Below are 26,869 nucleotides of genomic sequence, written 5' to 3'. Positions count from 1 at the left end.
CCCTGCATGGATAGTTTGACGATCACCCGCCCCGACGACTGGCACCTGCATCTGCGCGATGGCGCCATGATGCGGGCCGTTGTGCCCCACAGCGCCCGCCACTTTGGCCGCGCCATCATCATGCCCAATCTGGTGCCCCCCGTCGTTACCGGCGCGCAGGCGCTGGCCTATCGCGACCGCATCCTCGCGGCCCTGCCCGAAGGGGCCGATTTCGCGCCGCTGATGACCCTGTACCTGACCGAAGACACAGATCCCGACGACGTCGCTGCCGCCCATGCCAGCGGTCTGGTCAAAGCCGTCAAACTCTACCCCGCAGGGGCGACAACCAATTCGGCGTCCGGCGTGGCGAATTTCGACAACATCCGCGCCACGCTCGACCGCATGGCCGAGATCGGCCTGCCGCTCTGCGTGCACGGTGAAGTCACGGATGCAGACATCGACATTTTCGACCGCGAGGCCGTGTTCATCGACCGGGTGCTCGACCCTGTCCGCCGCGCCACCCCCGGCCTGCGCGTGGTCATGGAACATATCACCACGTCCAACGCGGTCGATTATGCCCGCGCTCAGGATGACTCGCTGGGTGCGACGATCACCACGCACCACCTCGTGATCAACCGCAACCACATCCTCGCGGGGGGCATCAAACCGCATTACTACTGCCTGCCTGTCGCCAAACGTGAAAGCCATCGACTGGCCCTGCGCGCCGCCGCCACCTCGGGCGAGGCACGGTTCTTCCTAGGCACCGACAGCGCGCCGCACACGGATGCGAACAAACTGCTGCCTTGCGGCTGCGCGGGCTGCTTCACCGCCCCCAACACCATGGCGATCCTCGCCCATGTGTTCGAAGAAGACGGCGCACTCGACAAGCTCGAAGGGTTCACATCGCTCAACGGTCCGGCCTTCTATGGGCTGCCGAAAAACGACGCGACCCTGACCCTTGTGAAAACCCCTGCCCCGCAGCCAAGCCACGTCGATACAGAAGACGGCCCCGTCACTGTCTTCGACCCCGGCTTCGAGGTTGCGTGGTCCGTCCGTTAACTTCTCTGTTCCAAAAAATCCCCGCCGGAGGCTCCCGCCACCGGCCACACGCCCAACCAGTCGAAAGTCTTGCCCCATGATCCCCACCAGCTATCCCACCCAAGAAGAAATGGCGCGTCTGACAGCGCGCATGCTGCTGGAAATCAAGGCCGTGCACTTCAACGCGGCAGAGCCGTTCACGCTGGCCTCCGGCCTGCCCTCGCCCACCTATATCGACTGCCGTAAACTGATCAGCCACCCGCGCATCCGCGCCACGCTGATGGACTTCCTCACAGTGACCGTGATGCGCAACGCGGGTTTCGAGGCGTTTGACAACATCGCAGGCGGCGAGACCGCGGGCATCCCCTTTGCGGCGCTGGTGGCCGAACGCATGGCCCTGCCCATGACCTATGTGCGCAAGAAACCCAAAGGCTACGGGCGCAATGCACGTATCGAAGGCGACATGAGCGAAGGCCAGCGCGTGCTGCTGGTCGAAGATCTGACCACCGATGGCGGCTCCAAGCTCAGCTTTGTGGACGCGATCCGCGACACCGGCGCCACCTGTGCGCATACGGCGGTGATCTTCTATTACGGCATCTTCCCCGAAACGGAAAAGACACTGGGCGATCACGGGGTTGCGCTGCACCACCTGTGCACATGGTGGGACGTTCTGGCCGAGGCGCGCGCCTCGAACGCCTTTGACGAAGACACCCTTGCAGGGGTCGAGGCGTTCCTGAACGATCCCCGCGCGTGGCAGGCCGCTCGCTCCTGACCGCAGCTGCTGTGCAAGCCTCGCCGCGCCAAGAAATCTGTGGATAAAAAATGTGCATCGCCTGTGTGTAACTGCGATTCCCATTCCACCGATTTTCTGCATGTGGTAGGTTAGGCGAAACACACCGCAACATCTGCGCGCCCCTTGGGGTACTATCAATTACCCACAGGTTTGCGCACAGGCTTGCAAACAGGGTTACGCCCTGTTTGCAGCTACCGGAAAATATGTCATCTGCTCCCCTTCGGTGGTGGACAAGAAAATACAAAACCAGAGGTATCGGCCATGAACGAGATCGCAGCGATCAATCCGACCGGCGTCGCAGTGCAAGATGCCGAAACCATGCCCCATTCCACAGAGGCCGAACAGCAACTGCTGGGCGCGATCCTGACCAATAACGATATCTACGACCGTGTCGCTGCCATCATCGGGCCCGGTCACTTCTATGACCCCGTGCACGCGCGCATTTTCGAAATTGCCGCCGCGCGGATTGCCAAGAACAATCTGGCCAGCCCCGTCACGCTCAAAGCCTTTATGGAAGATGACGAGGGCCTGAAGGAACTGGGCGGTCCGGCCTATCTTGCGCGTCTGGCTGGGGCCGCGATCAGTGCCTACGCGGTCAGGGACTATGCGCAGATCATCTATGACCTCGCCGTGCGCCGCGACCTGATCCAGCTGGGCCGCGACATCAGCGCCAAAGCGGCCAAGGTCGATGTGGCCTCCGAACCAAAAGAACAGATCGTCGAGGCCGAACAGGCGCTTTATAAACTGGCCGAACAGGGCAGTTCCGAAGGCGGCTTTCAAAGCTTCCTCAAGGCCGTCACCGACGCGGTCAACGTAGCCAACGCCGCCTATCAACGCGAAGGCGGGCTTGCAGGCATTTCCACCGGCCTCAACGACATGGACAAAAAGCTCGGCGGTCTGCACCCGTCCGACCTTCTGATCCTTGCGGGCCGTCCGTCGATGGGGAAAACCTCGCTCGCCACCAACATCGCCTTTAACATCGCCAAGGCCTATAAACACGGGGTCAAACCCGATGGCACCGAAGGCGCGATTGAGGGCGGCGTGGTCGGGTTCTTCTCTCTTGAGATGAGCGCCGAACAGCTTGCCGCGCGTATCCTGTCCGAAGCCGCCGAAGTGCCCAGCGAACAGATCCGGCGCGGTGACATGACCGAGACCGAATTCCGCCGCTTTGTCGATGCGGCCAAGGCGCTGGAAGCCTGCCCGTTGTTCATCGACGACACGCCCGCGATTCCCATCGCCCAGCTTGCCGCCCGCGCCCGCCGCCTGAAACGGACGCACGGGCTGAACGTGCTGATCATCGACTATCTGCAACTGGTGCGCGGCACCGCCGATAACCGCGTGCAAGAGATCGCGGAAATCTCCATGGGTTTGAAAGCCATCGCAAAAGAGCTGAACATCCCCGTGATCGCATTGTCCCAGTTGAGCCGTCAGGTAGAAAACCGCGAAGACAAACGCCCGCAACTGTCGGACCTGCGTGAATCCGGTTCGATCGAGCAGGACGCCGACGTGGTTATGTTCGTGTTCCGCGAAGAGTACTACAAAGAACGCGAAAAACCCGGTGATCACGATCTGGAAGCCATGGCAAAATGGCAGGAAGAGATGGAGCGCCTGCACGGCCGCGCCGAGGTCATCATCGGCAAACAGCGTCACGGCCCCATCGGCACGGTCGATCTGTCCTTCGAAGGTCGCTTTACCCGCTTTGGCAACCTCGTGCAGCCTTGGCAGCAGGGCAGCGGCGACAGCGACGTCGGGTTCTGATCGCCAGCGCTCGCGACGGTTGGTTGAAGTTGTACCGTTGGGGGCTCTGCCCCCGGCTACGCCTCCCCCGGGATATTTTGGAACAGAGAATTCGGGCGCAGAGAGTGGCACGTTTGGTGCGACGCATCAGGCTATGGCCAGCCTATGCGGTAATAAAGGGTTGACGCGGGACGGGCGCGTGCCAAGAAGGCGATTATGAGTTCAGGAACCCTTACCATTGATCTTGGCGCGCTTGTGCGCAACTGGCAGGCGCTTGACCGGCAGAGCACGGGCGATACCGGCGCTGTGGTCAAAGCCGACGGCTATGGCCTTGGCGCGGCAGTTGTTGGGCAGGCGCTGCAACGGGCCGGTGTGCGCACGTTCTTTGTTGCCACAGCTGCCGAAGGGGCAACCCTGCGCGCGAGCATCGGACAGGGCGCGGATATCTTTGTGTTCTCCGGTCATATGGTGGGCGACACGCAAGCGATCCGCGAGGCGCGCCTTACCCCGCTGTTGAACTCGGTTGACCAGATGCTGCGCCATGTCGAAGCTATGCCCGGCGCGCCCTTTGGTATTCAGTTGGACAGCGGGATGAACCGCCTTGGCATGGAAGCGGCCGAATGGTCCGCCGTGCGTGATCTGGCCATTGCGCAGGGCCCTGCGCTGATCATGTCGCATCTGGCCTGTGCAGACGAACCCGACCACCCGATGAATGCGCAACAACTGTCGGCCTTTCGTGGCATGACTGATGGGCTTGACGTACCACGTTCCCTGGCGGCGACGGGCGGAACCTTGCTGGGCCCCGACTACCATTTCGACATGACGCGTCCCGGGATCGGCCTCTATGGCGGGCTGCCTTTTATTGATGCAGAGCCTGTGGTGACGCTGGACCTGCCGGTCATTCAGGTACGCGATGTAATGCAGGGCGAAACGGTAGGCTATGGCAACACGTGGACCGCCCCGCGCGACAGCCGGATCGCGACCGTCTCGGGCGGCTATGCCGACGGGCTGATCCGCGCCATGGGGCCGCGTGCCACGCTTTATGCCGACGATATGCCCTGCCCCGTGGTCGGACGCGTGTCCATGGACCTGATCACCGCCGATGTCACCACGCTGGGCCGCGATCCCGCGCATCTGCAACTGATGGGGCCGCACCAGTCCGTCGATACGGTGGCCGAGGCCGCAGGCACTATCGGCTACGAAATCCTGACCCAACTCGGTCAACGCTACGAGCGGAGCTTCATCTCGTGAGCCTGCTCGCCGCCATTGGCCGCCTTGTCTTGGGCATCCTCGCCGCAATCGGCAGGGTCAGCGGCTATGCTTGGTCGACCCTCACACATATGGTGCGCCCGCCCTTCTACCCGCGTGAATTCGCCATCGCGCTGCTGAACATCGGCTGGCTGTCCCTGCCCGTGGTCGGCCTGACCGCGATCTTCACCGGCGGCGCACTCGCACTGCAAATCTACGCGGGCGGCGCACGTTTCAATGCCGAAGCGGTCGTGCCCCAAATCGTCGCCATCGGCATGGTGCGCGAACTTGGCCCCGTCCTCGTCGGCCTGATGATCGCCGCACGGGTCACCTCCTCCATCGCCGCCGAAATCGCGACCATGAAAGTGACCGAGCAAATCGACGCATTGGTCACCCTTTCTACCCACCCGATGAAATACCTCACCGCCCCACGCGTGCTGGCCGCCACACTCGTTGTTCCCCTGCTGGTCGGTGTCGGCGACATCATCGGCATTTTCGGCGGCTACGCCGTGGCCACAGGTACGCTGGGCTTCAACGCCGCCGCCTATATCCAGAACACGGTCGACTTCCTGCAACTGCGCGACATCACGTCCTCTCTCGCCAAGGGCGCAGTCTTCGGATGCATCGCCGCGCTGATGGGCTGCTATTTCGGCATGAACTCGGGCCGCGGTGCCCAAGGTGTCGGACGCGCCACCAAAAGCTCGGTCGAAGCCGCCGCCGTCCTGATCCTTGCCGCCAACTTCGTGCTCACAGGGGTCTTCTTCTCCATATGACGCGCCCCTTCCCCTTCTTTTCGTCCCAAATACTCCCGCCGGAGGCATCCGCGCCCACAACACGAGGCACGCGATGATCACGCTGAACGACGTGTACAAATCTTTTGGCAGCAACCACGTCCTGCGCGGCGTGAACCTGCACGTGGCCAAAGGCACCTCAATGGTCATCATCGGCGGCTCCGGCACGGGAAAATCGGTGGCCATAAAATCGGTCCTAGGCCTCGTCACCGCCGACAGCGGCACAATCACCGTGGACGGCACGGATATTACCAAAGCCGACCGTGACGCTTTCCTCGCGCGCTTTGGCATGTTGTTTCAGGGCGGCGCGCTGTTTGACTCCCTGCCCGTCTGGCAGAACGTGGCCTTCCGCCTGCTGCGCGGCTCGCTTGCCAAACCGCGCGAGGAGGCCCGCGAGATCGCCATCGACAAACTGCGCCGCGTTGGCCTGACGCCGGATGTGGCTGACAGGCTACCGGCCGAACTTTCCGGCGGCATGCAGAAACGCGTCGGACTGGCCCGCGCCATCGCCGCCGATCCCGAGATCATCTTTTTCGACGAACCGACCACCGGCCTTGATCCGATCATGGCGGGCGTCATCAACGACCTCATCCGCGAGATCGTGACCGAGATGGGCGCAACCACGATGACCATCACCCACGACATGTCGAGCGTGCGCACCATTGCCGACAATGTGGCGATGCTGCACGCAGGAAAAATCCGCTGGACCGGCCCCGTTGCCGACATGGACGCGGCGGGCGATCCCTATGTCGACCAGTTCATCCACGGACGCGCCACCGGACCGATCGAAGCGGTCAGATAAAGGGGTGGCGGGTGGGCGCCTTTGCGCAGCAAACAGAGCCATCCGCCACATACGCAAGGGCACCGATGCATCGCTGGATCAACCTGTCACTGCTATTTCTGTTTCCGCTGTCATGGTGGGCCCCGTTGATGCGCGCAGGCCTGTTGCCGCTGTTCAACCTCACGGAAATTTCGGTCCTGACGGGGCTGCAATCGCTGTGGTCCACGGACGTATTTCTGGCCCTCGTGGTCGCCTTCTTCGCGCTGCTTGCCCCCTTTGCCAAAACCGTGGCGCTGGCGCTTGTGCATTGGGGCTACCTCGGGCCAAAGGTGACGCCCCTGCTGGCGGTACTGGGCAAGCTCGCCATGGCGGATATCTTTTTGATCGCGCTCTATATTACGCTGTCCAAAGGCATCGGTGTGGGCCGGATTGAGACTGCATGGGGTCTCTATCTGTTCACCGCCTGCATCCTCGCCTCCCTCTGGGTCAGTTGGCGCACGGAACAATTGCACCGCACCGCCACGGACTGATCCCAAAGGCGAAACAATCGGCGCGCCAAATCCCCTCAATTTAGCGAAAATCACCGCGCCCCTCCAATTTTCGTTGCTGTTCAGCATCTTGCCCCTGTATCATTAACCTTATTTCGCGTCTTCTGGGGGAAGACTGGTGGCTCATTTCAATCTTGCGGCGCAGATATTCGTCGCTCTGATGCAGCGCGCGGCGCTGGTACTGTTCGGCGTTCTTGCAGTGGCGCTTATCGGTTTCACCCTGCTGGCAACCTTTGGCGTGGTGCCGTGGGTGACACTGCCGCTGGAATGGAACGGGGCCGCCATCCCTGATGCCGGTATTTACGCCCAAGTCGGACTTACCATCTTTGCCCTCGCGCTGTGCTTCTTCCTACCGACGAACTGGCGGATGATGCGGCTGGAAAATTCGCACCGGTCTTTTGAAATCGGCGTCGATGACATCACCCGCGCCTATCACGCAGCTCATGCTGCCGACCGCGAGGGCGTGTTCAAATCCATGGACGCGTTCGAAAACACCCGCGACCGGCTGATGTATATGCGCGACCACCCCGACCTTGATAAGCTTGAGCCCGAAATCCTCGAACTGGCGGCCAAGATGTCCCATATCAGCCGCGATCTGGCACAGGCCTATTCCGAGGAGCGCATCCAGCGCGCGCGCTCGTTCCTCAAGGAACGCCAGTTCGAGATCGACCGCTTCAACGAACGCCTCGCCCATGCCAAAGCCGTGCAATCCGAATTCGCCAACTGGATCACCCGCATGGAACTGGACGAGAACGTCGCCCGCACCCAGATGGAACGCCTGCTGGACGAACTGGAAACCATGCTGCCGGAATTCAACGCGCCCAAACCTGCGATGAAAACCCTGCCCGACACGTCCAAGGTGACCCAACTGCCCAAGCGCGCGGAATAGGGCTTTACCCCGTCAAGGCGGGCTGGCACATCTTCGCCATGGCGAAATCCCAAGTCTCATACACCTGCACGGCGTGCGGTGCGTCCCATACCAAGTGGTCGGGGCGTTGCGATGCCTGCGGCGAATGGAACACCATTGTCGAAGACGCGGGCCTGTCTGTGGGCGCGGGGTCCAAATCCCTCGGGGCCAAGCGTGGCACCGGCATCATCCTCAGCGACCTGCGCACCGAAGAAGCGCCCCCGCCCCGCACCCCCTCGGCCATGCCCGAACTCGACCGCGTTCTTGGTGGTGGGCTTGTCCCCGCCTCGGCCATTCTTGTCGGCGGCGATCCGGGCATCGGGAAATCAACCCTGTTGTTGCAGGCAGCGGCGCAATTTGCGCGTCAGGGCCTCAAGACCATCTATGTGAGCGGCGAAGAAGCCAGCGCGCAGGTGCGGATGCGTGCCCAACGGCTGGGCCTTGGCGATGCGGCGGTGCAACTGGCCGCCGACACCAACCTGCGCAACATCCTCACCACGCTGGAAACCGAAGCACCGGGCCTTGTGATCATCGATTCGATCCAGACCATGTGGCTTGATACCGTGGACAGCGCCCCCGGTTCGGTCAGTCAGGTGCGCGCGGCGGCGCATGAATTGACCACCTTTGCCAAGCGCAAGGGCGTCAGCGTTGTGCTGGTCGGCCACGTCACCAAGGAAGGCCAGATCGCAGGCCCCCGTGTCGTCGAACATATGGTCGACACCGTTCTGTATTTCGAGGGCGAACGCGGCCACCAGTTCCGCATCCTGCGCGCCGTCAAAAACCGCTTTGGCCCCGCCGAAGAAATCGGCGTGTTCGAGATGACAGGCGCGGGACTGGCCGAGGTCACGAACCCTTCGGCCCTGTTCCTGTCCGAACGCGGCACCCCGTCGCCCGGATCGGTGGTCTTTGCAGGGATCGAGGGCACCCGCCCCGTGTTGTGCGAATTGCAGGCCCTTGTCGCCCCCACCCCGCACAGCCAGCCTCGCCGCACCGTGGTCGGTTGGGATGGCGCGCGACTGGCAATGATTCTCGCCGTGCTCGAGGCACGCTGCGGCATTCCTTTTGCGGGGCTTGATGTGTACCTGAACGTGGCCGGTGGAATGAAAATCTCGGAACCTGCTGCCGATCTGGCTGTGGCGGCGGCGCTTTTGTCTGCACGCGAAGATAGTGCGCTGCCCGCAGACACGGTTGTTTTCGGGGAAATCAGCCTCTCGGGGGCATTGCGACCGGCACCGCAGACCGAAAACAGGTTGAAAGAAGCGCAAAAACTTGGTTTTGCATCTGCGATTGCTCCGAAAGGGGGCAAGACCCATGGCAAAAACGGAATGACGCTGAATTTGATGAGCGATCTGACCGGCTTTGTGGGTGAAGTATTCGGCGCTGGCTAGGCAAACAGCGCAGCAAAAAGGATCAGGACCATGGACGGGTTCACAATCATTGACGGCATTGTGGCCGTGGTCATCATTCTGTCGGCACTTCTGGCATATGGGCGCGGGATCGTGCGCGAGATCATGGCCATCGCGGCATGGATCGCGGCGGCCATTCTGGCCTTTCTGTTCGCGCCCCGCGTTGAACCGCTGGTCAGTGAGATCCCTGTCATCGGTGATTTTCTCGCCGACAGCTGCGAACTCAGCGTCATCGGTGCCTTCGCCCTTGTTTTCGCCCTTGCGCTTATTGTCGTGTCGCTATTCACGCCGCTGTTTTCCTCGCTGGTCCAACGCTCGGCCCTTGGCGGGGTGGATCAGGGGCTCGGCTTCCTCTTTGGCGTGGCGCGCGGTGTCCTGCTGGTGGCGATTGCCTTCTTTGTCTACGACACCGTGATCACCGGTCAGGAATACACCATCGTGGACGAAAGCCGCTCGGCTGCCGTGTTCGGTCGCTTCACCGGCCAGATCGAAGAACAGAACCCCGAAGAGGCACTTGGCTGGATCACCCGCCAATACGAGTCGCTCGTGGGAAGCTGCGACGCCTGATCCGCACGCGGAAAACGGCTGAAGACCCCAGTAAACAGACGGTTTGGGCGGCACAGCTGCCCAGCCGGTGGAATAACGCCCAGAAAATCAATCTGCGGGCGTGACTCCGATAGACCACCGCAGTATCAGACCGTAACGCCCCCACAGTTTCGAAAGGTTGCCACCCTTGTCCGACGCACCTTATTGGCCATCCCACCCTTTCGACTTTGACGCCGCCGGTGCCCTTGGCGACAGCGACAAGTTGAAAGAAGAATGCGGCGTCTTTGGCGTGCTTGGCACCATGGACGCGGCCAATTTCGTCGCCCTTGGCCTTCACGCCCTGCAACACCGCGGGCAAGAGGCTGGCGGCATCGTCTCCTACGACGCCGAACACGGTTTCAACTCGGCCCGCCGCTTTGGCTATGTACGCGACAACTTCACCTCGCAAAAAGTGATGGAAACCCTGCCCGGCCAGTTGGCAATCGGGCATGTGCGCTATTCCACCACTGGATCGAAAGGGCAGACCGCGATCCGCGATGTGCAGCCCTTCTTTGGCGAATTTGCCATGGGTGGCGCGGCGATTGCGCATAACGGCAACATCACCAATGCCAACGCCCTGCGCCGCGAGTTGATCGAACGCGGGTCGATCTTCCAGTCGTCGTCGGACAGCGAATGCATCATCCACCTGATGGCGCGATCCCTGCAACGCAATATCCCCGAACGCATGGAAGACGCCCTGCGCCGCGTCGAAGGCGCGTTTTCCGTTGTCGCCATGACCCGCACCAAGCTGATCGGTGTGCGTGACGCCTTGGGTGTGCGCCCGCTGGTGCTTGGCAAGCTGGAAACCGGCTATGTACTCAGCTCGGAAACCTGCGCGCTGGACATCATCGGCGCCGAATTCGTGCGCGAGATCGAACCGGGCGAGATGGTGGTCATCACCGAAAAGGGCATCGAAAGCCGCTTTCCCTTCCGGTCGAAAAAGTCGCGTTTCTGCATCTTCGAACACGTCTATTTCAGCCGCCCCGACAGTATTCTGGGCGGGCGCTCGGTCTATGAAACCCGTGAAAACATCGGCCGCGAACTGGCCAAGGAAGCCCCCGTTGAGGCCGACCTTGTCTGCCCGGTACCAGATTCGGGCACGCCTGCGGCCATCGGTTTCTCGCTTCAATCGGGCATTCCCTATGCGATGGGCATCATCCGCAACCAGTATATGGGCCGCACCTTCATCGAGCCGACGGAAAGCATCCGAAACATGGGTGTGCGTCTGAAGCTGAACGTGAACCGCGCCCTGATCCGTGGCAAACGGGTCATTCTGGTCGATGACAGCGTGGTGCGCGGCACGACCTCGCGCAAGATCAAGGAAATGATCCTTGATGCCGGCGCGGCCGAGGTCCACTTCCGCATCGCCTCCCCGCCTACCGCTTGGCCCTGTTTCTACGGTGTCGACACGCCGCAGCGCGAAAAACTGCTCGCCGCGACGATGAGCGAAGAGGAAATGACCGAACACCTTGGCGTGGACAGCCTCAAGTTCATCTCGCTGGACGGTCTGTATCGCGCCGTGGGCGAGGCCGATGGCCGCGACAGCACCCAGCCGCAATATTGCGACGCGTGTTTCTCGGGCGAATACCCTGTCGAACCTGTGGACCAGATCGAAAAAGGGTTCGAGATGAAGGCGGCGGAGTAATCCCCGCCGATGGGCTGTGGTCACGCAGTGTCAGCAGACAGTGCTAGGCCGTAGCCTATGACATCCCGCATCCCGATCCCCGCCCTGCCGCCAGAGGTACAAGTGGTTCTGTCCACTTGGCCCGATACCGCGCAGCACGGTCTGTTGGCCATCCGTGACATCCTGTTCGACGTGGCCGCGCAATCAGACGTCGGCGCGTTAGACGAATCCCTGAAATGGGGCCAACCCGCGTGGCGCCCTCGCGCACCGCGCACCGGATCGACCCTGCGTTTCGGGTGGAGCGCGCAAAACCCCACCGCCCTCATGGCTTTCGTCAACTGCCGCACCGATCTGGCGGGGCAAATGTCCACGCGCTTTCCAGATGCTTTTGACAATGACGGGCGGCGCAGTCTGACCTTCGATCTGGCGACGCCCCTGCCCGATCCCGCGATCCGCACGCTGGCGCACCTGACCTTCACCTACCTACGCCCCCGCACGGAACCATAGGCGCGGCCTGCGCGTTGTCGTCCCGATAGAGGCGACAAAGGACAGCTGCGCATGGAAGACGTCGAAGCAAACCCCGGACTGATTTTTGACAAACTGGACGCGTGGCTCGACGGGCTGTTCAAACTGTTACCGAATATTGCTGTGGCGCTTGTGGTGCTGGTGCTGTTCTGGTTCGCGGGCAAAGGCGTCGCGGCCCTGATCCGGCGCGCTGCGCAGAACCGCGACCGCCCCAGCCTTGCCGAAGTGGGCGGCAGCCTTGTACGCTGGACCATCACGATCATCGGCCTGATGCTGGCCGTCGCCATCGTCGCGCCCTCCCTCACCCCCGGTGATCTGATCGCGGGGCTTGGCGTCAGTTCCGTCGCCATCGGCTTTGCCTTCAAGGACATTTTGCAGAACATGCTGGCCGGCATCCTGATCCTGCTGCGCCAACCGTTCGAAGTGGGCGATCAGATCGTCTCAGGCGGGCACGAGGGCACGGTCGAGCGGATCGAAACCCGCGCCACCCTGATCAAAACCTATGATGGCCGCCGTGTGGTGATCCCCAACGCGGACATCTACACCGACAGCGTTGTAGTCAACACCGCCTACAAAGTGCGCCGCAGCGAATATGACATCGGCATCGGATGCAATGACGACTGGGACCGCGCCCGCGCCCTCATGGTCGAGGCTTGCGGCGAGGTAGAGGGCGTGAAACCCGACCCTGCCCCCGAAACCATCCCGATTGCCCTTGGCGATTTTGCCAATATCGTGCGTCTGCGCTGGTGGACCGACAGCGACCGCGCCAGCCAGATCCACGTTTTTGGCGAGGTGCTGCAAGCGGTCTACAAAAAGCTCGACGAGAACGGCATCGACATGCCCTATCCAACGCAAGTGCACCTGTTCCACGACCAGACCGAGGAAACAGATGGCGACCGCGCCAGCCAACGCGAAGGCTGGCCTGCCACCGGCAAAGACCCCAAACCGCGCCGCATCGCGGACGCGCTGGACAAGAAGAGCGCGGAAAAACCCGCCTGACAGCAAGTTCCGGCTGATCGCCACGCACCAAATGAGCCACTTCCAGCGCAGGGGAAAATCACGCATTTTTCTCTGCGCTGTCCCATGCTAGCGCCGCCTCTCATCCCAATGGCAGAGGCACCATGTCCGAAACAACCAACCCCGAAATTGCCAACCTCGCGACCCAGAAATCGGCACTGCCCTTGCGCCAGTTGCAACTGATCGGCGTGGCTGGCACCGAACAGGCCCGCCGCGCTCTGCTGCGCCTGCCCAATGGCAAGATCACCACCGTGCAAGTGGGCGATCATTTGCGCCAAGGCACCGTTCAGGCGATTGCGCCGGATGCGATTATACTGCTATCGCCGCAGGGAACCCGCACCCTCCATATGTGATCAACGCGCGACGCCGCTTGACGCCGCAAACCGAGACAGGCACACCCGCCCTATGAACAAAACAGCCCTCATCACCGGTGCCTCTCGCGGGCTTGGCGCGGCTCTGGCCCGCGCCCTTGCCCCCACGCACCACATCATCGCCGTGGCCAAGACCACCGGCGCGCTCGAAGAACTGGATGACCAGATCAAGGCCCTTGGCGGCGACGCCACACTTGCGCCGATGGACATCACGGTCGAGGCTGCAATGCAGACCCTGTGCCGCGGTATCCACGACCGCTGGGGCAGTCTCGATTTCTGGGCGCACACGGCAGTACATGCCGCCCCTCTGGCACCGGCCTCCATGATCGACGCCAAGGATATGGCAAAATCCGTCGCCGCAAACGTGACCGCCACCTCGACGCTAATTACCTATGTCGCCCCGCTGCTGGGCGCGGATGGCACGGCGCTGTTCTTTGACGACCCGCAAGCCGGTGCGCCGTTCTATGGCAGCTATGGCGCAACCAAGGCCGCCCAGATCGCACTGGCGCGCAGCTGGCAAAGCGAATGCGCGAAAACCGGCCCCCGTGTACACATCGCGACACCCGCGCCCATGCCCACCGCGACCCGCGCCCGCTTTCACCCCGGCGAAGACCGCAGCCCCCTGCACGATCCCGCAAACGAGGCCGCGCGCATTCTTTCCGAACTCGATCCGTAACCTGCACGCAACGCCCCACTCATTGTTCTACAAATATGCCCGCGCGGAGCGCTCCGACAGTTGCCCCCGTTCCCCCCTGCCCATACTAAGGCACAAAGGGGCAACACATGCGCATTCTCATCACAAATGACGACGGTATCTCGGCCCCCGGGCTGAGTGTTCTTGAAACCATTGCCAACGACCTCGCCGGGCCATCGGGCGAAGTCTGGACTGTGGCTCCGGCCTTTGAACAATCCGGCGTCGGTCACTGCATCAGCTATGCCCGCCCCTTCATGATCCAAAAAATCGCCCCCCGCCGCGTCGCCGTCGAAGGTAGTCCCGCCGATTGCGTTCTGGCCGGACTGTTCGACGTGATGGACGACCGCCCCGACCTGATCCTGTCGGGCGTGAACCGTGGCAACAACTCGGCTGAAAACGCGCTCTATTCCGGCACGCTCGGCGGTGCCATCGAAGGGGCGCTGCAAGGCGTGCTCTCCATTGCCCTGTCGCAATATTTCGGCCTCGGAAACCGTGACCTCGACGACCCGTTCGAGGCGGCGCTGACCCATGGCAAACAGGTGATCGAACGGATCATCGCCCACACGCCCACGGTGCAGCCGAACTACCAGCTGTTTTACAACGTCAACATCCCCCCCGTCGCCGCTGCCGAGGTGAAGGGCATCAAGCTCGCCCCCCAAGGCCTGCGCCCCGGCGTCGGCTTCCATACCGAGGCGACGACCTCCCCCTCGGGGCGGCAGTTCCTGTGGATCAAGGGTGGCAACCAGCAGGTGCACACGGCCCCCGACACGGATGCGGCAGTGAACCTTGACGGCTATATTTCGGTCACGCCGATGCGGGCGGACCTTACGGCACATGACATGCTCGACCAACTCGGGGCCATCGCCACATGAGCGCAGACGACAATACGGACGACCTTGCAACGCGCAAAATGCAGTTCCTTTATGCGCTGCGCTCGCGCGGGGTGACGGACAAGCGCGTGCTGGGCGCGATGGAGGCGATTGACCGTGGCCCCTTCGTGCGCGGCCTGTTTGCCGAACGCGCTTACGAGGACATGCCCCTGCCTATCGCCTGCGGGCAGACGATCAGCCAGCCTTCGGTTGTGGGTCTGATGACACAGGCGCTGAACATCAGCCCGCGTGACAAGGTGCTCGAAATCGGCACGGGCTCCGGCTATCAGGCGGCGATCCTCGCCAAGCTGGCGCGCCGCGTCTACACGATCGACCGCCACCGCCGTCTGGTGGTCGAGGCGCGCAAGGTCTTTGACGAACTCGACCTGCACACAATCACGGCCATCACCGGCGACGGATCGCACGGCCTGCCCGATCAGGCCCCCTTTGACCGGATCATCGTGACCGCCGCCGCCGAAGACCCGCCTGGCCCATTGCTTGCGCAGCTCAAGATGGGCGGCATCATGGTGCTGCCTGTAGGCCAGTCGGACGCCGTGCAAAGCCTGATCAAGGTGCACAAGACGCCAAATGGCCTTGAATATGACGAAATGCGCGATGTGCGCTTCGTTCCGCTGCTCGAGGGCTTGGGCAAAGACTGAAATTGGTGTATGACGCACCGCAACGAACCGGTCCCGTTTTGCGGGTGCCGACACCGGCAACGCCCCCACTTCAGAGGGGTCCGGCAGAGGACGATGCAGATGAGTTTTTCCCTTTCGGCCCGTCGCGGGCGCATGACATGTGCAGGTATGGCCTTGCTGGCCCTTGTGGCCTGTGACGAACCGCTGGATTTTGACCTGCGCGGCCCCGAAGGCGGGTTCAACACCCGCGCCGCTGCACGCAACGCCACAACCGACCGGCCAAAGGCCGATGCGCGCGGGGTTATCTCTTATCCCAACTATCAGGTTGCTGTGGCCCGCCGTGGCGACACGCTGACCGACGTGGCCAACCGCGTGGGCTTGCCGCCCGCGGAACTGGCCAGCTTTAACGGGATCGCTGCCGATGTACCGCTGCGCAAGGACGAGGTCATCGCCCTGCCCCGCCGTGTCGCCGAACCTGCCACCACGATCAGCGCCCCGCAAGGCGTCGATGTGAGCACACTGGCAGGTTCTGCCATCGAACGCTCGGCCCCGACGCCTGCCGCTTCTACCGTGACCAGTGCACCGCTGGCACCTGCAGGTCAGGAACCTGTGCGACACAAGGTTGAACGGGGCGAAACCGCCTTTACCATTGCGCGGCTTTATCAGGTGCCGGTGAAATCGTTGGCCGAATGGAACGGGCTGAACACCGAATATACCGTGCGCGAAGGCCAGTACCTGCTGATCCCCGTCGCCCGCGTCGCCCCGCCCAAGCGCCAGACCGAGGTTGATACCACCCCGCCCGGATCGGGGTCGGCCACACCTGTGCCGCCCAGTGCCGCCAAGCCGTTGCCGACCGAGGATACCAGCGCCGTGCCTGCCGCCACGCCCGCGCCTGACAAACCCGTGGCCGATGTGGGCAAAACCACGGCCAAACCCGCCGCCACGGCGATGACCATGCCGGTACAGGGCAGCATCATCCGCACCTATGCGAAGGGTCGCAACGAAGGTATCGACGTCAAGGGCGCGCCCTCGGCCCCCGTCAAAGCCGCCGCCGCCGGCACTGTTGCCGCCATTACAAAAAGCGCCGAAGGCATTCCGATTGTGGTGATCCGTCACCCCGACAACCTGCTAACCGTCTATGCCAACGTCGATGCAGTGGCCGTGGCCAAAGGGGATTCGGTTCAGCGGGGCCAGTCCATCGCCGCATTGCGCGCCACGGACGATCAGGCCTTTGTGCACTTCGAAGTACGCGACGGTTTTGACAGCGTGGACCCCTCCCCCTACTTCAATTAGGGCAGGATCACGGCAATCTGGGCGCGCCGTTCTGCTGCGCGCCCCATTCGTCTAAAAATCACCTATAAATTAACTTAAACGACCGGCTATCGCCCAACCCGCGCCCCTTTGGGGGGGCACTAAGTTGTTAACGCAACGACTTTGATCGGGATTCGTCCATGCCAGTCTTTTACGCCTATACGTTCGCCCTGCGCGGCACGCAAAGCACCCTCAACGGCCAACCCGTGGACTATGCTTACGCGCCCAATGGCACGTGGAGCTATACGGGTGACACCACCTATTTCGTGGTCGAGGAAAACGACGGCGCGACCGTGTTCAACGGCGATGGCGACGCCAACGAATTCGTGGACACGCAAGAACGCTTTGGCGGCGCGTGGGAACAGACAGCAATGGTCGATGGCGTCGAACGCCAGTTGATCTGGGACTATACGTTCACCGTCACCGACGGCACGACCACATGGCGCATCGGTGTCATCGACGTTGACCTCAACAACGACAACGACGTTCAGGACGCAGGCGAGAACGGGTATTTCCTTGTCTTCCCCGACGGGATGCCCCCACCCAATACCAACCTGACCACTGGCGGCATTGTCGAGAATGACGACAGCACGCCCCATTTGGATCTTGGCGCGCAGGTGGTCTGCTTTACCAGCGGCACGATGGTCGGAACCCCAACTGGCGAACGCCGGATCGAAGACCTTGAGGTGGGTGACGAAGTGATCACTGCCGATCACGGCGCGCAGCCGATCCGATGGGTCGGTGCCACGACGGTCGCCGCGAAAGACGACCTTGCCCCGATTGTGATCAGCGCGGGCACCTTGGGCAATAGCCGCGATCTGATCGTCTCCCCCCAACACGCTGTCATGCTCAGCGATTGGCGGGCCGAGCTGTTCTTTGGACAGGAAGCGGTACTGGTTCGGGCGCAGGATCTTCTGTGCCTTGATGGCGTCTATCGCAAGACTGGCGGCGTCGTCACCTATTGCCACATCCTGCTGGACGCGCACCAACTGGTGGAAACCTACGGCATCTGGAGCGAGACACTGTATCCCGGTTCGGTCGCGATGGGCGCGGTGCCCGAAGCGGCACAGGAAGAAATCCGGCAGTTGTTTCCCGACCTCGACGCCTATGGCCAAATGGCCGCGCCTTGTCTGCGCAGCTATGAATCGCGGCTTCTGGCTGCCTGACGAGATGAGGACGAGCGGCGCGCTGCCCTTAACGGGTCAGCGATACGCCGCGCCGCCCTGCCAGATCGCAGAAATACTGCCACGCGACACGGCCCGACCGTGACCCACGCGTGGCCTGCCATTCAATCGCCTCGGCCCACAATGTGTCAGCGTCGATCTCGACCCCGTAGGCGTCACAATAGCCACGGATCATCGCCAGATACTGGTCCTGATCGCAGGCATGGAACCCCAGCCAAAGCCCGAACCGGTCGGAAAGAGAGACTTTCTCCTCCACCGCTTCGGACGGGTTGATGGCGCTGCCCCGTTCGTTTTCGATCATGTCACGCGGCATCAGATGGCGACGGTTGGACGTGGCATAGAGGATCACATTATCAGGCCGCCCCTCGATCCCGCCGTCCAGCACCGCCTTGAGCGATTTGTAATGCTGGTCATCGTGGCTAAAGCTCAGGTCGTCGCAATAAAGCACAAAGCGCGACTCGTCGGCTTGGCGCAACAGGGTCAGCAGACGCCCGACCGAGGGCAGATCCTCGCGGTGCAGTTCCACGATCTTGAGATGCGGAAATTCCTGTTCAAGCGCGCCATGTATCGCCTTGACCAGACTGGATTTCCCCATGCCCCGCGCGCCCCACAACAGGGCGTTGTTGGCTGGCAGCCCTTGCGCGAACTGGCGCGTGTTGGCCAGCAGCGTATCGCGTGAGCGTTCAACGCCAAGCAGCAGGTCCAGCGGCACCCGCGACACGGCGTGCACAGGTTCCAGCCGGTCCGGCCCTGTCTGCCACGCAAAGGCACTGGCAGCATCGAAATTGGGCACATCCATCGGCGCGGGTGACATACGCTCAAGCGCGGCGGCGATGCGGTCCATCGGGTCGTTAATCATGGCGTGGGCTCACTTGGTCTCGTCTTCGGGCAGGTCGCCCAGATCATCTTCGTCCTCATCGTCGAAATAGCCCTCTTCGCGCAGGCGCGCATCGCGCTTTTTCTCGACACGGCGCACAAGGAAGATCGAAATCTCGTAGAGGCCGTAGACAACTGTGAACAGGATTCCTTGGGTGATGACGTCTGGCGGTGTGACCAGCGCGGCCAGTACCAGAATGCCCACCATCGCGTATTTGCGCACATTGGCCAGCCCTTCGGCACTGACCAAACCGGCCTTGCCCATCAGGGTCAGCAAGACGGGCAACTGGAAGCACAGACCAAAGGCCATGATGAATTTCAAAGTGATATCAAGGCTTTCGTTCACCTTACCAAAGAAGGTGATGCGGATGCCTTGGGCCGTTTCAGGCACCACGGCGATCTCTTCCCCCGTGACCGGCACGTCAGAGGCAAAGCTGCTCATCAGATCGGCAATGATCGACGGCACATCGGCAAAGCCAAGGAAAAACGCCATGGCCAGCGGTGTGACCACGAAATGGGCAAAGGACGCGCCCAGCAGGAACATCAGCGGCGAGGCGATCAGGAAGGGCAGAAACGCGTCCTTTTCCTGACGGTACAACCCCGGCGCCACAAAGCGCCACAGCTGCATACCGATCACCGGAAAGGCGAGCGCAAAGCCGAACACCATAGAGATACGGAACAACGTGAACAGGTATTCCTGCGGGCTGGTATATTGCATCGTGGGCGACGGATCACCCAGTTCCCGCAGCGTCGATTCAATCGGCTCAAGCAGGAATTGCAGGATCGGTTCGGCCACCGTAAAGGCCAGCACGATCCCGATGATAAAGGCCACCACAGAGCGGATCAGCCGCGTGCGCAGCTCGGCCAGATGCTCGATCAGGGGGGCGGTGCTGTCGTCCATATCGGGCGCGTCAGCCATCTTTGGTCTCTTTTGCTGCTGGTGGGGCCGCGGCTTCAAGCTCTTCGGCCTTTTTCAGGGCGTCTGCCGCTTCCTTGGCCTTGCGCTCGGCTTGGGCGCGGGCGGTAGCGGCCTGTATTTTGCGGGCGTTTTCAGCGCGCTCTGCCTTCTCGGCGGCCATCTTTCCAGTCTCGCTATCCTTGTCGAGATTGCTGAGCGATGATGTCACATCACGCGCCGCATCCTTCACCCCATCCATGGCAGAACCGACCGGATTGGTCGCTGTCTTGATGGTTTTCTGGATGTCGCGCACGCCCGCCTCATCGGCGGCCTGATTCATCGCCGAGGAAAACTCGCGTGCCATGCCCTTGGCCTTGCCGATCCAGCGACCGACATTGCGAAACAGCACGGGCAGGTCCTTGGGACCGATCACGATCAACGCGACGATCCCGACCACGAGCATCTCGGTCCAGCCGAGGTCGAACATGGATCAGACCTTGTTTTTTTCGACGTCGACGTCGGTTTTTGGGTGCGTACCGGCGTCCGTCGGCTGCGGTGTCACGTCCTTGGCGCTGGTGGCCACGTCGTCATGGGCGCCGTCTTCGATCTCTTTCTGGCCTTCGCTGATGCCTTTTTTGAAGCTCGTGATGCCCTTGCCCACTTCGCCCATCAGACCGGAAATCTTGCCCCGTCCAAACAGGACAAGCACCACAACTGCGATCAAAAGGAGCCCCGGCAAACCAATATTGTTGAGTGGCATAATTCATATATCTCCCATTGGGGTGGCATGTGCCACCAGTTCGGACATCGGTGTATTAGCCACAAGCGCAGCACGCCAGCATTTGGCACAGTTTTCCGCCGACTAGATCGTGCAAAACGAACGAAGAAACGGCTGTTACATCAACACCTGACAGGTTAATGTCAGGTGTTGACCTATTGAAAGTCCAACCATGGCACGCAGCGACCGCCTGTTTGATCTGATGCAGCACCTGCGCACTGGCGGCGTGCACCGTGCCGAGGATCTGGCGCAGGCGCTGGAGGTCTCGGTGCGTACCATCTACCGCGATATGGACACGCTGGTGTCCTCGGGCGTGCCGGTACAGGGCACGCGCGGCACCGGATACACCATCGCGCCCGTCACCACCCTGCCCCCCTTGTCGCTGACGGCGGACGAGCTTGAGGCGCTGAACCTCGGCATTGCGATCGTGGCCGAAGCCGCCGACAGCGATCTGAAATCCGCCGCGCAATCCCTTGCGGACAAGATCGACGCCGCCCTGCCCGAACGCGGCATTGCACAGGCCGAGGCATGGAAGTTCGCCACCTACCCGTTTGCCGATGCGGTGCGCGGCTTTGCCCAGATGCCCACCTTGCGCGCCGCGATCCGTGCGCGTCAAAAGCTGCGCCTGACCTATCATTCCAAGGGCGACCGCATCACCACCCGCACGATCAGGCCGCTGCATCTGGACTATTGGGGGCGGGTCTGGACGCTGACCGCATGGTGCGAAAAACGCGAAGACTTCCGCGCCTTTCGCGTCGACCTGATCCAAAGCGCCGAGGCGCTGCCGGAGATGTTCGTTGATGAGGTCGGCAAGCGGTTACAGGATTATCAGGCCCGCGAATGACGGGGGCTGGGTGGGCGCGTTAGCGCGGCAAAGACTGCACGCAGCGCCCCGCGCCTACTTCCTTACCGGCAGGAAAACTTCCAACGCGCAGACGGCCATCACATGGACCTCCCCCGCCACAGGCACGTCCAGCCCACCGGCTTCGCAGCGCACCTCAATCCGGCCATAGGGCAACAGGGCAGCGATCGCGTCCTGATCCACCGCCTCGGGGCGCGGCACTGCAATATGCACAACCACCCGCATCGCGTCGCGCGCAAGGTCCAGCGTGCCAAAGATCGGCAGGGACACGCCCTGCAAGGCTTGCTCAACCGCGCGGCGCGCTGCCTTTGTGTCGTCCTGCCCGTGCAAATCGACCCCTTGGGCCATTTCGATGATCAGGCGTTGTTCTTTCTTGTCGCTCCCAAGGGGCGCGTAGGGGGTATTCACCGAAGGGCGCGTAGGGGTATCCACCGAAGGGCGCGTAGAGGTATTCACCGACACGATCAGGGCCGCCTGCGCCATCACGGTCGCATGGCCATCGCCATCAGGGCGCGCCACATCTAACCCGCCCTTTTCCACCACAAACGACGTGCGGCCATAGGGGAACACCTCTGCCAGCACGTCGGTATCCACCGCTTCGGGCTTGGCGCAGCCGATGCGCACCTCGATGCACATGTCCTCTTTGCCGACGCCCATATATTCGGCCAGATTGATCGAATTGCGCCACAAGGCCGCGCGCACCGCCCGCGCCGCCGCTTCGGTATAGTCGCCGCGCCGCAAGGATGTGCCAAAGCCGAATTCGACGATCATCGGTCCCGTCATGTGCTGCCCTCCACCGGAAAGATAAAGCATTTGTCGCGCCGGATGCGCAGCCACATCACCGTCTCGGGCTGGGGCAGGAACACACCGGGCACGGTGGCCTTGATCATGGGGCCGTCATCATCCAACCGGAATTCCACAAGGCTTTCGTTGCCCATAAACCGCGCGCGCACCACATAGGCACGCGCCGCCGTGCCTTCGGTTGCTGTCGGGCCAGGGCCGACGCCTGCGCGGTCAAAGTCGATCTTCACATGCTGGGGGCGGAACACGATGTCCACCTCGGTGCCATCCGGCACACCGGGGGCAAGGAACCGCCCGAACGGGGTCATCGCCAGCGCCCCTTCGACCGTTGCGCCCAAGCGGTTGGCATCGCTGAAAAACGCGACCGAGGCGCGATCGGCAGGACGGGTGTAGACGTTATAGGGTGCGCCGCGCTGCACAATCTGGCCGTCGCGCATCAGGGCGATCTCGTCCGCCATGCGCATCGCCTCGTCCGGTTCATGCGTGACCAGCAGGACGCCGGTGTCTTCCTCTTTCAGAATGGCGAGGGTCTCGTCACGGATGCCGTCGCGCAGGCGGTTATCCAGCCCCGAAAACGGTTCATCCATCAGCATGATGCGCGGGCGCGGTGCAAGGGCGCGGGCCAGCGCGATCCGTTGCTGTTCGCCCCCCGAAAGCTGGTGCGGGAACTTGTCGATAAACGCGCCCATGCGCACACGGTCCAGCATCTCGACCACGCGCGCGCGCTTTTCCTCGCGCGATCCGCTCAGCCCATAGGCAACGTTGCCCTCAACGCTTAGATGCGGGAAAAGCGCAAAGTCCTGAAACATCAGGCCGATGGCGCGTCGTTCGGGCGGGATGCGGAACCGCGTGTCACAGATCAGCGCCCCATCCACATAGATTTCGCCCGAATCCTGCATCTCGACCCCTGCGATCATACGCAAGGTCGTGGACTTGCCACAGCCCGATGGCCCCAGCAGGCAGGTCACCTGCCCCGGCTGGATACTAAGCGACACGCCATCCACGACGCGGCGCCCGCCGAAGGTGCGCACCAGATTGCGGATTTCCAGCCGAGGGGTCGGTATATCGTTCACGTGATCCGGTCCATTCCCGATAAAAACAGTCGGGAGGTATCAGTCCCGTCGCGCGCCCGCAAGCACTGCACCGAAGCCCAAAAGCAGAACTGCGACACAAATGACCAGCAGTTGTGTGTACTTGTGCGCCTCGGGCAGCAGCGTGGTAATCAGCGGCCAGTCGCGGGCGAAGTAGGCGAATGCCCCCACCGCTGCCGCGCCAAAGGCGACCAGATAGGACCAGCGCGCAATCCGCCGCGCCCCCACCAGCCCGACCAGCAGAACCGGCGTCAGGAACATGGACGCCGTGCCACTGACTGCAACCGCATCAAACAGCGTCGCGTTGCCCCAAAGGGTGAGCGCCGCGCCCACCGCCATGAACGCCACCATAACAGCGCGCCCACCGGCAAGACTGCGCGGCGCGGCGCGCAATTCCTCAACCACCAGCCGCGCCGCCGAGGACAGCGCGGAATCCAGCGTCGAGAGGGCCGACACCAGCAGCGACACCATCAACAGCACAAAGACCCATGGTGGGAACATCAGTCCCCATGTGCCGATCAACTCGCCCTCGTATTCCGCGCCGACCAGCCCCGCCTGAATGCCGAAAAACCCAAACGCGATGATGCACAGCGTCGAAATCCAGAACGCATGAAGGAAGGACGCCCGCGTTGTCGCCGGATCGGCCAGAAAACCGCGATCCATCATGACCGGATCATGGGCGGGATAGGAAAACACCTGCAACGCCGCCACGGCCAGCAGGATCCAGCCATTCCATGCCCCGCTTGTCCCTTGGGCCGTCAGTACCGCACCCAAGGAAAAACCGGGGCTGAGGACCAGATAGAAAAAAGCGATGCCGAAAACAGCCAGAAATACCAGCATTTGCGCCACATCCGTGCGCAAGGCCGCGCTCAGCCCTCCCCATGCCGAATAGGCCAGCCCGACCACTGCCACGATCCCGATGGCCCAGACCGCGCTGCCCTCGACCAGGGCACCAGCGATGAGGCCCACGACCAGCAGGTTGGCAAACACCTCGGACAGCAGGCGCAGCGCGATGACCAGATTGTAGCTGACTGTGCCGACGGAACCGAATTGCGCGCCCAACCAGTCCTGCACCGATCCGGCCCCCGCCCCGCGCAAACGTGCCACGATGAAACCGCCGCTCAGGAAGCTCGCATAATAGGCCGCATAGGCCAGCGTGCCCGCGATGCCGTAGAAATAGCCCAAGATGGCCGCGTTCATCAGGCTGCGCGCAAAAATCCACGTGGTCACTTGGCTGAGCACCAGTACCCAAAGGGACGGCGCGCGCCCGCCCAAGCTACCGGCAAAGAAGCCCTCGACCGAACTCTGGCGCGGGGCCACGGCAAGCGTCAGAAGGATCACAGCGCCAAACAGGCCAATCAGTAAAGGTGCGGTCATGCGGGGAAACTTTCATTAGTTTCCATACGGGTTAGCACGGTGGAAAATGCAAAACCATCACCGCCACATGATTGTGAACGCACGTGTCAGGGCCGGTGGGCGGGCGGCTTTTGCGCCAGCAAAACAGACCCGACGGGCGGCCCTAGACCACCGTGAACGGGGCGCGGCAGCGGTCCTTGCCGTTGATCTGTACCACCACCTCGTGATGGCCACGGTAGATTTCGAACGTCGTCGCATTCGCCTTCAGCCCATGGCGTTTTGAGAGGATTAGGGGGCAGTCCGGCCTCACCTCGCCTGTTTTCAGCTTGAACACTTTCTGCGCCGTTTTGCCTTTCGGGCGGGCAAAGATAATGCGGTAATCCACCAATACGGGGCACGTGGCCGTGGCATGCACGAAAACCTCGAAATTGAGCGGTGCTCCAAGTGGCACCTCGGGCGTCAGCATCCGCATCTCGGCACGCAGCGGTGCGTCGGCGGCATAGCCCAGCATCGCCATCGCGCCCGCATGCCCCGCCTTGATACAGGTGCGCAGCGCGTGTCGGCGCATCCATGCGCGTTCCGTAGGGCGTTGGGTACCTGCCTGCTCCCACTTCTCCAGCCTTTCCAGCACCGCGTCGGGGTCAGTTTTCGAGATATCATTCAGATGGTTAGCGACCGAACGCGTCACAAAGCGCGTCGGGTCCGCCTGCACACGGTCCAGCAGCGGAAGCGTCTGCGCGGTGGTCAGATCAATCCTGCGCGCCCAAGGCAGTTTGGGCCGCGTGCCCTCGCTCACCAATCGGCGCACATGGTAGTGCGGATCGTCGGCCCAGATCGCCAAACGCGCTAGTGTCTCATCCGGCCAGCGGTTGAGGAAGGGGCGGATATAGAACTCCATCGAAAACCGTTGCGTGGCGGCGTGCAGCAGGTCCAGCGCGCGGGCGGGTTGCGCCATCCCGTGCCGCACCGCCAGCACCCCGTGCACCGCGTGGATGAACCGCCCGAAATCATTGTCGCCCAAACTCGGATCAAGCGGCGGCGGCAAGGCCGCCTCAAGCTGGTCCGCCATCGTGTCAAAATCGGGCGCGAGATAGGGTTCCAGACAATCCGCGAACCAGTCAAGGCATTCCAGCAAGGACCGCGCCGCGATGCCGGACAGGGCCGCGCGGTGGAACCCGTCGCGGTCAAACCCGTCCACAGCGGCTGCGACCTCATCCGCCAAGGTACCCAGACTGTCCGCATTGAACAGTTGGTCCTTCAGCGAAAACGTCGCAGCCGCCCGTGCCATCAGATCGTCGCGTTTGTGGCCCCGCCATCCAGCAGGATGTTCTGGCCCACGATAAAGCCCGCATGTTGCGAACACAGGAAGGCACAAGTCGCACCGAATTCCTGCCGCGTGCCATAGCGGCCCGCCGGAATGGTCGCGGCGCGGCGGTCGCGTGCTTCGTCCAGCGTGATGCCTTCGGCCTTGACCACACCGCCATCCAGCGCGTCGGCGCGGTCGGTCGCATGGATACCCGGCAACAGGTTGTTGATGGTCACGCCCGACGCAGCCACCTGACGCGACGTACCCGCCACATAGCCGGTCAGCCCCGTGCGTGCCGCATTGGACAGGCCCAGAACGGGGATCGGTGCCTTGACCGATTGCGAGGTGATGTTGACCACACGGCCCCAGCCGCGCGTCATCATATCCGGCACCAGCGCCTTGATCAGCGCAATCGGCGTCAGCATGTTCGCATCCAGCGCGGCGATGAAATCATCGCGGTCCCAGTCGTGCCACATCCCCGGAGGGGGGCCGCCCGCGTTGTTGACCAGAATATCGACCGCGCCCGCCGCGTCGATCAGCGCCGCCTGCCCCTCTGGTGTGGTCACATCGGCAGCCACGGTTGTCACCTCAACGCCGTGCGCGCTGCGAATGGCCTCGGCCGCGGCCTCAAGCGCGTCGGACCCGCGCGCGTTCATCACCAGATGCACGCCCGCAGCGGCCAGCGCCTCGGCACAGCCCAGTCCCAGCCCCTTGGAGGACGCGCACACAACCGCACGTTTTCCCGCGATTCCCAAATCCATGATAAATCTCCCTTATCTTTCGGTTGCGACGCTACCCGTGTCACGACACAAGTGCCAGCAAAAGGCCGAACCGTTGACCAAGGGTCGCCACAAT

29 protein-coding genes are annotated in these 26,869 nt (G+C 62.5%); 20 read left to right on the top strand and 9 right to left on the bottom strand.

What is annotated here, in order from left to right; translation table 11 throughout:
* The first annotated feature begins 6 nt into the window (after positions 1–6).
* The 19 genes from pyrC to AC6GQJ_RS00640 all read left to right on the top strand — a co-directional run bounded on the left by pyrC (position 7) and on the right by AC6GQJ_RS00640 (position 18,028).
* Positions 7–1,038 (top strand): dihydroorotase, encoded by a 1,032-nt coding sequence (gene pyrC / locus AC6GQJ_RS00730; RefSeq protein WP_500770788.1) that lies wholly within the window; start codon positions 7–9, stop codon positions 1,036–1,038.
* Positions 1,039–1,114: 76 nt separating this feature from the next.
* Entirely contained in the window at positions 1,115–1,789 is a 675-nt protein-coding gene (locus tag AC6GQJ_RS00725; protein WP_500770786.1) for an orotate phosphoribosyltransferase, read from the top strand.
* A 282-nt stretch (positions 1,790–2,071) separates the two neighbouring features.
* Positions 2,072–3,568: a replicative DNA helicase gene (locus AC6GQJ_RS00720; protein WP_500770784.1), complete on the top strand. Its 1,497-nt coding sequence runs from the start codon at positions 2,072–2,074 to the stop codon at positions 3,566–3,568.
* Between the two features lie 195 nt (positions 3,569–3,763).
* Entirely contained in the window at positions 3,764–4,798 is a 1,035-nt protein-coding gene (gene alr, locus AC6GQJ_RS00715) for an alanine racemase (protein ID WP_500770782.1), read from the top strand.
* Entirely contained in the window at positions 4,795–5,568 is a 774-nt protein-coding gene (locus AC6GQJ_RS00710) for an MlaE family ABC transporter permease (RefSeq protein ID WP_500770780.1), read from the top strand. The genes alr and AC6GQJ_RS00710 overlap by 4 nt, the downstream gene beginning before the upstream one ends.
* Positions 5,569–5,641: 73 nt before the next feature.
* Positions 5,642–6,388 carry an ABC transporter ATP-binding protein gene (locus tag AC6GQJ_RS00705; protein WP_500770778.1) on the top strand — a complete coding sequence of 249 codons (747 nt, stop codon included), beginning with the start codon at positions 5,642–5,644 and terminating at the stop codon, positions 6,386–6,388.
* Positions 6,389–6,453: 65 nt separating this feature from the next.
* Positions 6,454–6,897: a paraquat-inducible protein A gene (locus AC6GQJ_RS00700; RefSeq protein ID WP_500770776.1), complete on the top strand. Its 444-nt coding sequence runs from the start codon at positions 6,454–6,456 to the stop codon at positions 6,895–6,897.
* A 136-nt stretch (positions 6,898–7,033) separates the two neighbouring features.
* On the top strand, positions 7,034–7,804 hold the full coding sequence (locus AC6GQJ_RS00695) for a DNA repair protein (RefSeq protein WP_500770774.1): 771 nt from the start codon (positions 7,034–7,036) through the stop codon (positions 7,802–7,804).
* A gap of 38 nt (positions 7,805–7,842) precedes the next feature.
* Positions 7,843–9,210, top strand: coding sequence for a DNA repair protein RadA (gene radA / locus AC6GQJ_RS00690; RefSeq protein ID WP_500770772.1), 1,368 nt, complete (start codon positions 7,843–7,845; stop codon positions 9,208–9,210).
* Positions 9,211–9,240: 30 nt separating this feature from the next.
* Complete coding sequence (locus AC6GQJ_RS00685) at positions 9,241–9,795, top strand: CvpA family protein (RefSeq protein WP_500770770.1); 555 nt, start codon at positions 9,241–9,243, stop codon at positions 9,793–9,795.
* A gap of 166 nt (positions 9,796–9,961) precedes the next feature.
* Positions 9,962–11,458: an amidophosphoribosyltransferase gene (gene purF, locus AC6GQJ_RS00680; protein WP_500770768.1), complete on the top strand. Its 1,497-nt coding sequence runs from the start codon at positions 9,962–9,964 to the stop codon at positions 11,456–11,458.
* A 57-nt stretch (positions 11,459–11,515) separates the two neighbouring features.
* Entirely contained in the window at positions 11,516–11,944 is a 429-nt protein-coding gene (locus tag AC6GQJ_RS00675) for a hypothetical protein (RefSeq protein ID WP_500770766.1), read from the top strand.
* 51 nt (positions 11,945–11,995) lie between these two features.
* Positions 11,996–12,961, top strand: a complete 966-nt coding sequence (locus AC6GQJ_RS00670) for a mechanosensitive ion channel family protein (protein WP_500770764.1) — start codon at positions 11,996–11,998, stop codon at positions 12,959–12,961.
* 122 nt (positions 12,962–13,083) lie between these two features.
* On the top strand, positions 13,084–13,332 hold the full coding sequence (locus AC6GQJ_RS00665; RefSeq protein WP_500770762.1) for a pilus assembly protein PilP: 249 nt from the start codon (positions 13,084–13,086) through the stop codon (positions 13,330–13,332).
* 52 nt (positions 13,333–13,384) lie between these two features.
* Positions 13,385–14,026: an SDR family NAD(P)-dependent oxidoreductase gene (locus AC6GQJ_RS00660; RefSeq protein ID WP_500770760.1), complete on the top strand. Its 642-nt coding sequence runs from the start codon at positions 13,385–13,387 to the stop codon at positions 14,024–14,026.
* A gap of 107 nt (positions 14,027–14,133) precedes the next feature.
* Positions 14,134–14,916 carry a 5'/3'-nucleotidase SurE gene (surE, locus tag AC6GQJ_RS00655; RefSeq protein ID WP_500770758.1) on the top strand — a complete coding sequence of 261 codons (783 nt, stop codon included), beginning with the start codon at positions 14,134–14,136 and terminating at the stop codon, positions 14,914–14,916.
* Entirely contained in the window at positions 14,913–15,572 is a 660-nt protein-coding gene (locus tag AC6GQJ_RS00650) for a protein-L-isoaspartate(D-aspartate) O-methyltransferase (protein ID WP_500770756.1), read from the top strand. Before surE ends, AC6GQJ_RS00650 begins: the two co-directional genes overlap by 4 nt.
* 99 nt (positions 15,573–15,671) lie before the next feature.
* Positions 15,672–16,844 (top strand): peptidoglycan DD-metalloendopeptidase family protein, encoded by a 1,173-nt coding sequence (locus AC6GQJ_RS00645; RefSeq protein ID WP_500770754.1) that lies wholly within the window; start codon positions 15,672–15,674, stop codon positions 16,842–16,844.
* Between the two features lie 158 nt (positions 16,845–17,002).
* Positions 17,003–18,028 (top strand): Hint domain-containing protein, encoded by a 1,026-nt coding sequence (locus AC6GQJ_RS00640; RefSeq protein WP_500770751.1) that lies wholly within the window; start codon positions 17,003–17,005, stop codon positions 18,026–18,028.
* 28 nt (positions 18,029–18,056) lie between these two features.
* On the opposite strand, the gene AC6GQJ_RS00635 is transcribed toward AC6GQJ_RS00640, so the two are convergent.
* From AC6GQJ_RS00635 to AC6GQJ_RS00620, 4 genes are read right to left on the bottom strand one after another with little or no spacing between them, the layout of a single operon-like run.
* Positions 18,057–18,905: an ATP-binding protein gene (locus AC6GQJ_RS00635; protein WP_500770749.1), complete on the bottom strand. Its 849-nt coding sequence runs from the start codon at positions 18,903–18,905 to the stop codon at positions 18,057–18,059.
* 9 nt (positions 18,906–18,914) lie between these two features.
* Positions 18,915–19,841 carry a twin-arginine translocase subunit TatC gene (tatC, locus tag AC6GQJ_RS00630; RefSeq protein ID WP_500770747.1) on the bottom strand — a complete coding sequence of 309 codons (927 nt, stop codon included), beginning with the start codon at positions 19,839–19,841 and terminating at the stop codon, positions 18,915–18,917.
* Complete coding sequence (tatB, locus tag AC6GQJ_RS00625) at positions 19,834–20,307, bottom strand: Sec-independent protein translocase protein TatB (protein ID WP_500770745.1); 474 nt, start codon at positions 20,305–20,307, stop codon at positions 19,834–19,836. Before tatB ends, tatC begins: the two co-directional genes overlap by 8 nt.
* Before the next feature lie 3 nt (positions 20,308–20,310).
* The gene (locus AC6GQJ_RS00620) at positions 20,311–20,580 is read right to left on the bottom strand and encodes a twin-arginine translocase TatA/TatE family subunit (protein WP_500770742.1); all 270 of its coding nucleotides are present in this window, start codon (positions 20,578–20,580) and stop codon (positions 20,311–20,313) included.
* A 190-nt stretch (positions 20,581–20,770) separates the two neighbouring features.
* On the opposite strand from AC6GQJ_RS00620, the gene AC6GQJ_RS00615 reads away from it, so the two are divergent.
* Complete coding sequence (locus tag AC6GQJ_RS00615; protein ID WP_500770740.1) at positions 20,771–21,442, top strand: helix-turn-helix transcriptional regulator; 672 nt, start codon at positions 20,771–20,773, stop codon at positions 21,440–21,442.
* A gap of 54 nt (positions 21,443–21,496) precedes the next feature.
* Here the strand turns inward: AC6GQJ_RS00615 and AC6GQJ_RS00610 are convergent, their stop codons facing one another.
* The 5 genes from AC6GQJ_RS00610 to AC6GQJ_RS00590 form a co-directional block, all read right to left on the bottom strand.
* Positions 21,497–22,243, bottom strand: coding sequence for a Lin0512 family protein (locus AC6GQJ_RS00610; RefSeq protein WP_500770738.1), 747 nt, complete (start codon positions 22,241–22,243; stop codon positions 21,497–21,499).
* Positions 22,240–23,334 carry an ABC transporter ATP-binding protein gene (locus tag AC6GQJ_RS00605; RefSeq protein WP_500770736.1) on the bottom strand — a complete coding sequence of 365 codons (1,095 nt, stop codon included), beginning with the start codon at positions 23,332–23,334 and terminating at the stop codon, positions 22,240–22,242. The genes AC6GQJ_RS00610 and AC6GQJ_RS00605 overlap by 4 nt, the downstream gene beginning before the upstream one ends.
* A gap of 39 nt (positions 23,335–23,373) precedes the next feature.
* Entirely contained in the window at positions 23,374–24,729 is a 1,356-nt protein-coding gene (locus AC6GQJ_RS00600; protein WP_500770734.1) for an SLC5/6 family protein, read from the bottom strand.
* A 142-nt stretch (positions 24,730–24,871) separates the two neighbouring features.
* Positions 24,872–25,996, bottom strand: a complete 1,125-nt coding sequence (locus tag AC6GQJ_RS00595; protein ID WP_500770732.1) for a YhaZ family DNA alkylation repair protein — start codon at positions 25,994–25,996, stop codon at positions 24,872–24,874.
* Positions 25,996–26,775 (bottom strand): SDR family oxidoreductase, encoded by a 780-nt coding sequence (locus tag AC6GQJ_RS00590; RefSeq protein ID WP_500770730.1) that lies wholly within the window; start codon positions 26,773–26,775, stop codon positions 25,996–25,998. Before AC6GQJ_RS00590 ends, AC6GQJ_RS00595 begins: the two co-directional genes overlap by 1 nt.
* Between the last annotated feature and the right edge of the window lie 94 nt (positions 26,776–26,869).

The organism is Tateyamaria sp. 7Alg 36 (assembly GCF_059882455.1).
Note: the sequence above shows the minus strand (reverse complement) of the source record. Positions and strands in the feature narration are given on the sequence as shown.

Bases quoted from the DNA above. Each gene is read 5' to 3' on its own strand.
- AC6GQJ_RS00705 (WP_500770778.1), top strand. From the start codon at position 5,642: ATGATCACGCTGAACGACGTGTACAAATCTTTTGGCAGCAACCACGTC.
- AC6GQJ_RS00640 (WP_500770751.1), top strand. From the start codon at position 17,003: ATGCCAGTCTTTTACGCCTATACGTTCGCCCTGCGCGGCACGCAAAGC.
- radA (WP_500770772.1), top strand. From the start codon at position 7,843: ATGGCGAAATCCCAAGTCTCATACACCTGCACGGCGTGCGGTGCGTCC.
- AC6GQJ_RS00590 (WP_500770730.1), bottom strand. From the start codon at position 26,775: ATGGATTTGGGAATCGCGGGAAAACGTGCGGTTGTGTGCGCGTCCTCC.
- AC6GQJ_RS00600 (WP_500770734.1), bottom strand. From the start codon at position 24,729: ATGACCGCACCTTTACTGATTGGCCTGTTTGGCGCTGTGATCCTTCTG.
- pyrC (WP_500770788.1), top strand. From the start codon at position 7: ATGGATAGTTTGACGATCACCCGCCCCGACGACTGGCACCTGCATCTG.
- AC6GQJ_RS00620 (WP_500770742.1), bottom strand. From the start codon at position 20,580: ATGCCACTCAACAATATTGGTTTGCCGGGGCTCCTTTTGATCGCAGTT.
- AC6GQJ_RS00685 (WP_500770770.1), top strand. From the start codon at position 9,241: ATGGACGGGTTCACAATCATTGACGGCATTGTGGCCGTGGTCATCATT.
- AC6GQJ_RS00675 (WP_500770766.1), top strand. From the start codon at position 11,516: ATGACATCCCGCATCCCGATCCCCGCCCTGCCGCCAGAGGTACAAGTG.
- surE (WP_500770758.1), top strand. From the start codon at position 14,134: ATGCGCATTCTCATCACAAATGACGACGGTATCTCGGCCCCCGGGCTG.
- AC6GQJ_RS00635 (WP_500770749.1), bottom strand. From the start codon at position 18,905: ATGATTAACGACCCGATGGACCGCATCGCCGCCGCGCTTGAGCGTATG.
- AC6GQJ_RS00700 (WP_500770776.1), top strand. From the start codon at position 6,454: ATGCATCGCTGGATCAACCTGTCACTGCTATTTCTGTTTCCGCTGTCA.
- AC6GQJ_RS00660 (WP_500770760.1), top strand. From the start codon at position 13,385: ATGAACAAAACAGCCCTCATCACCGGTGCCTCTCGCGGGCTTGGCGCG.
- AC6GQJ_RS00665 (WP_500770762.1), top strand. From the start codon at position 13,084: ATGTCCGAAACAACCAACCCCGAAATTGCCAACCTCGCGACCCAGAAA.
- AC6GQJ_RS00615 (WP_500770740.1), top strand. From the start codon at position 20,771: ATGGCACGCAGCGACCGCCTGTTTGATCTGATGCAGCACCTGCGCACT.
- AC6GQJ_RS00650 (WP_500770756.1), top strand. From the start codon at position 14,913: ATGAGCGCAGACGACAATACGGACGACCTTGCAACGCGCAAAATGCAG.
- AC6GQJ_RS00720 (WP_500770784.1), top strand. From the start codon at position 2,072: ATGAACGAGATCGCAGCGATCAATCCGACCGGCGTCGCAGTGCAAGAT.
- alr (WP_500770782.1), top strand. From the start codon at position 3,764: ATGAGTTCAGGAACCCTTACCATTGATCTTGGCGCGCTTGTGCGCAAC.
- AC6GQJ_RS00725 (WP_500770786.1), top strand. From the start codon at position 1,115: ATGATCCCCACCAGCTATCCCACCCAAGAAGAAATGGCGCGTCTGACA.
- AC6GQJ_RS00610 (WP_500770738.1), bottom strand. From the start codon at position 22,243: ATGACGGGACCGATGATCGTCGAATTCGGCTTTGGCACATCCTTGCGG.
- tatC (WP_500770747.1), bottom strand. From the start codon at position 19,841: ATGGCTGACGCGCCCGATATGGACGACAGCACCGCCCCCCTGATCGAG.
- AC6GQJ_RS00670 (WP_500770764.1), top strand. From the start codon at position 11,996: ATGGAAGACGTCGAAGCAAACCCCGGACTGATTTTTGACAAACTGGAC.
- tatB (WP_500770745.1), bottom strand. From the start codon at position 20,307: ATGTTCGACCTCGGCTGGACCGAGATGCTCGTGGTCGGGATCGTCGCG.
- AC6GQJ_RS00595 (WP_500770732.1), bottom strand. From the start codon at position 25,996: ATGGCACGGGCGGCTGCGACGTTTTCGCTGAAGGACCAACTGTTCAAT.
- AC6GQJ_RS00645 (WP_500770754.1), top strand. From the start codon at position 15,672: ATGAGTTTTTCCCTTTCGGCCCGTCGCGGGCGCATGACATGTGCAGGT.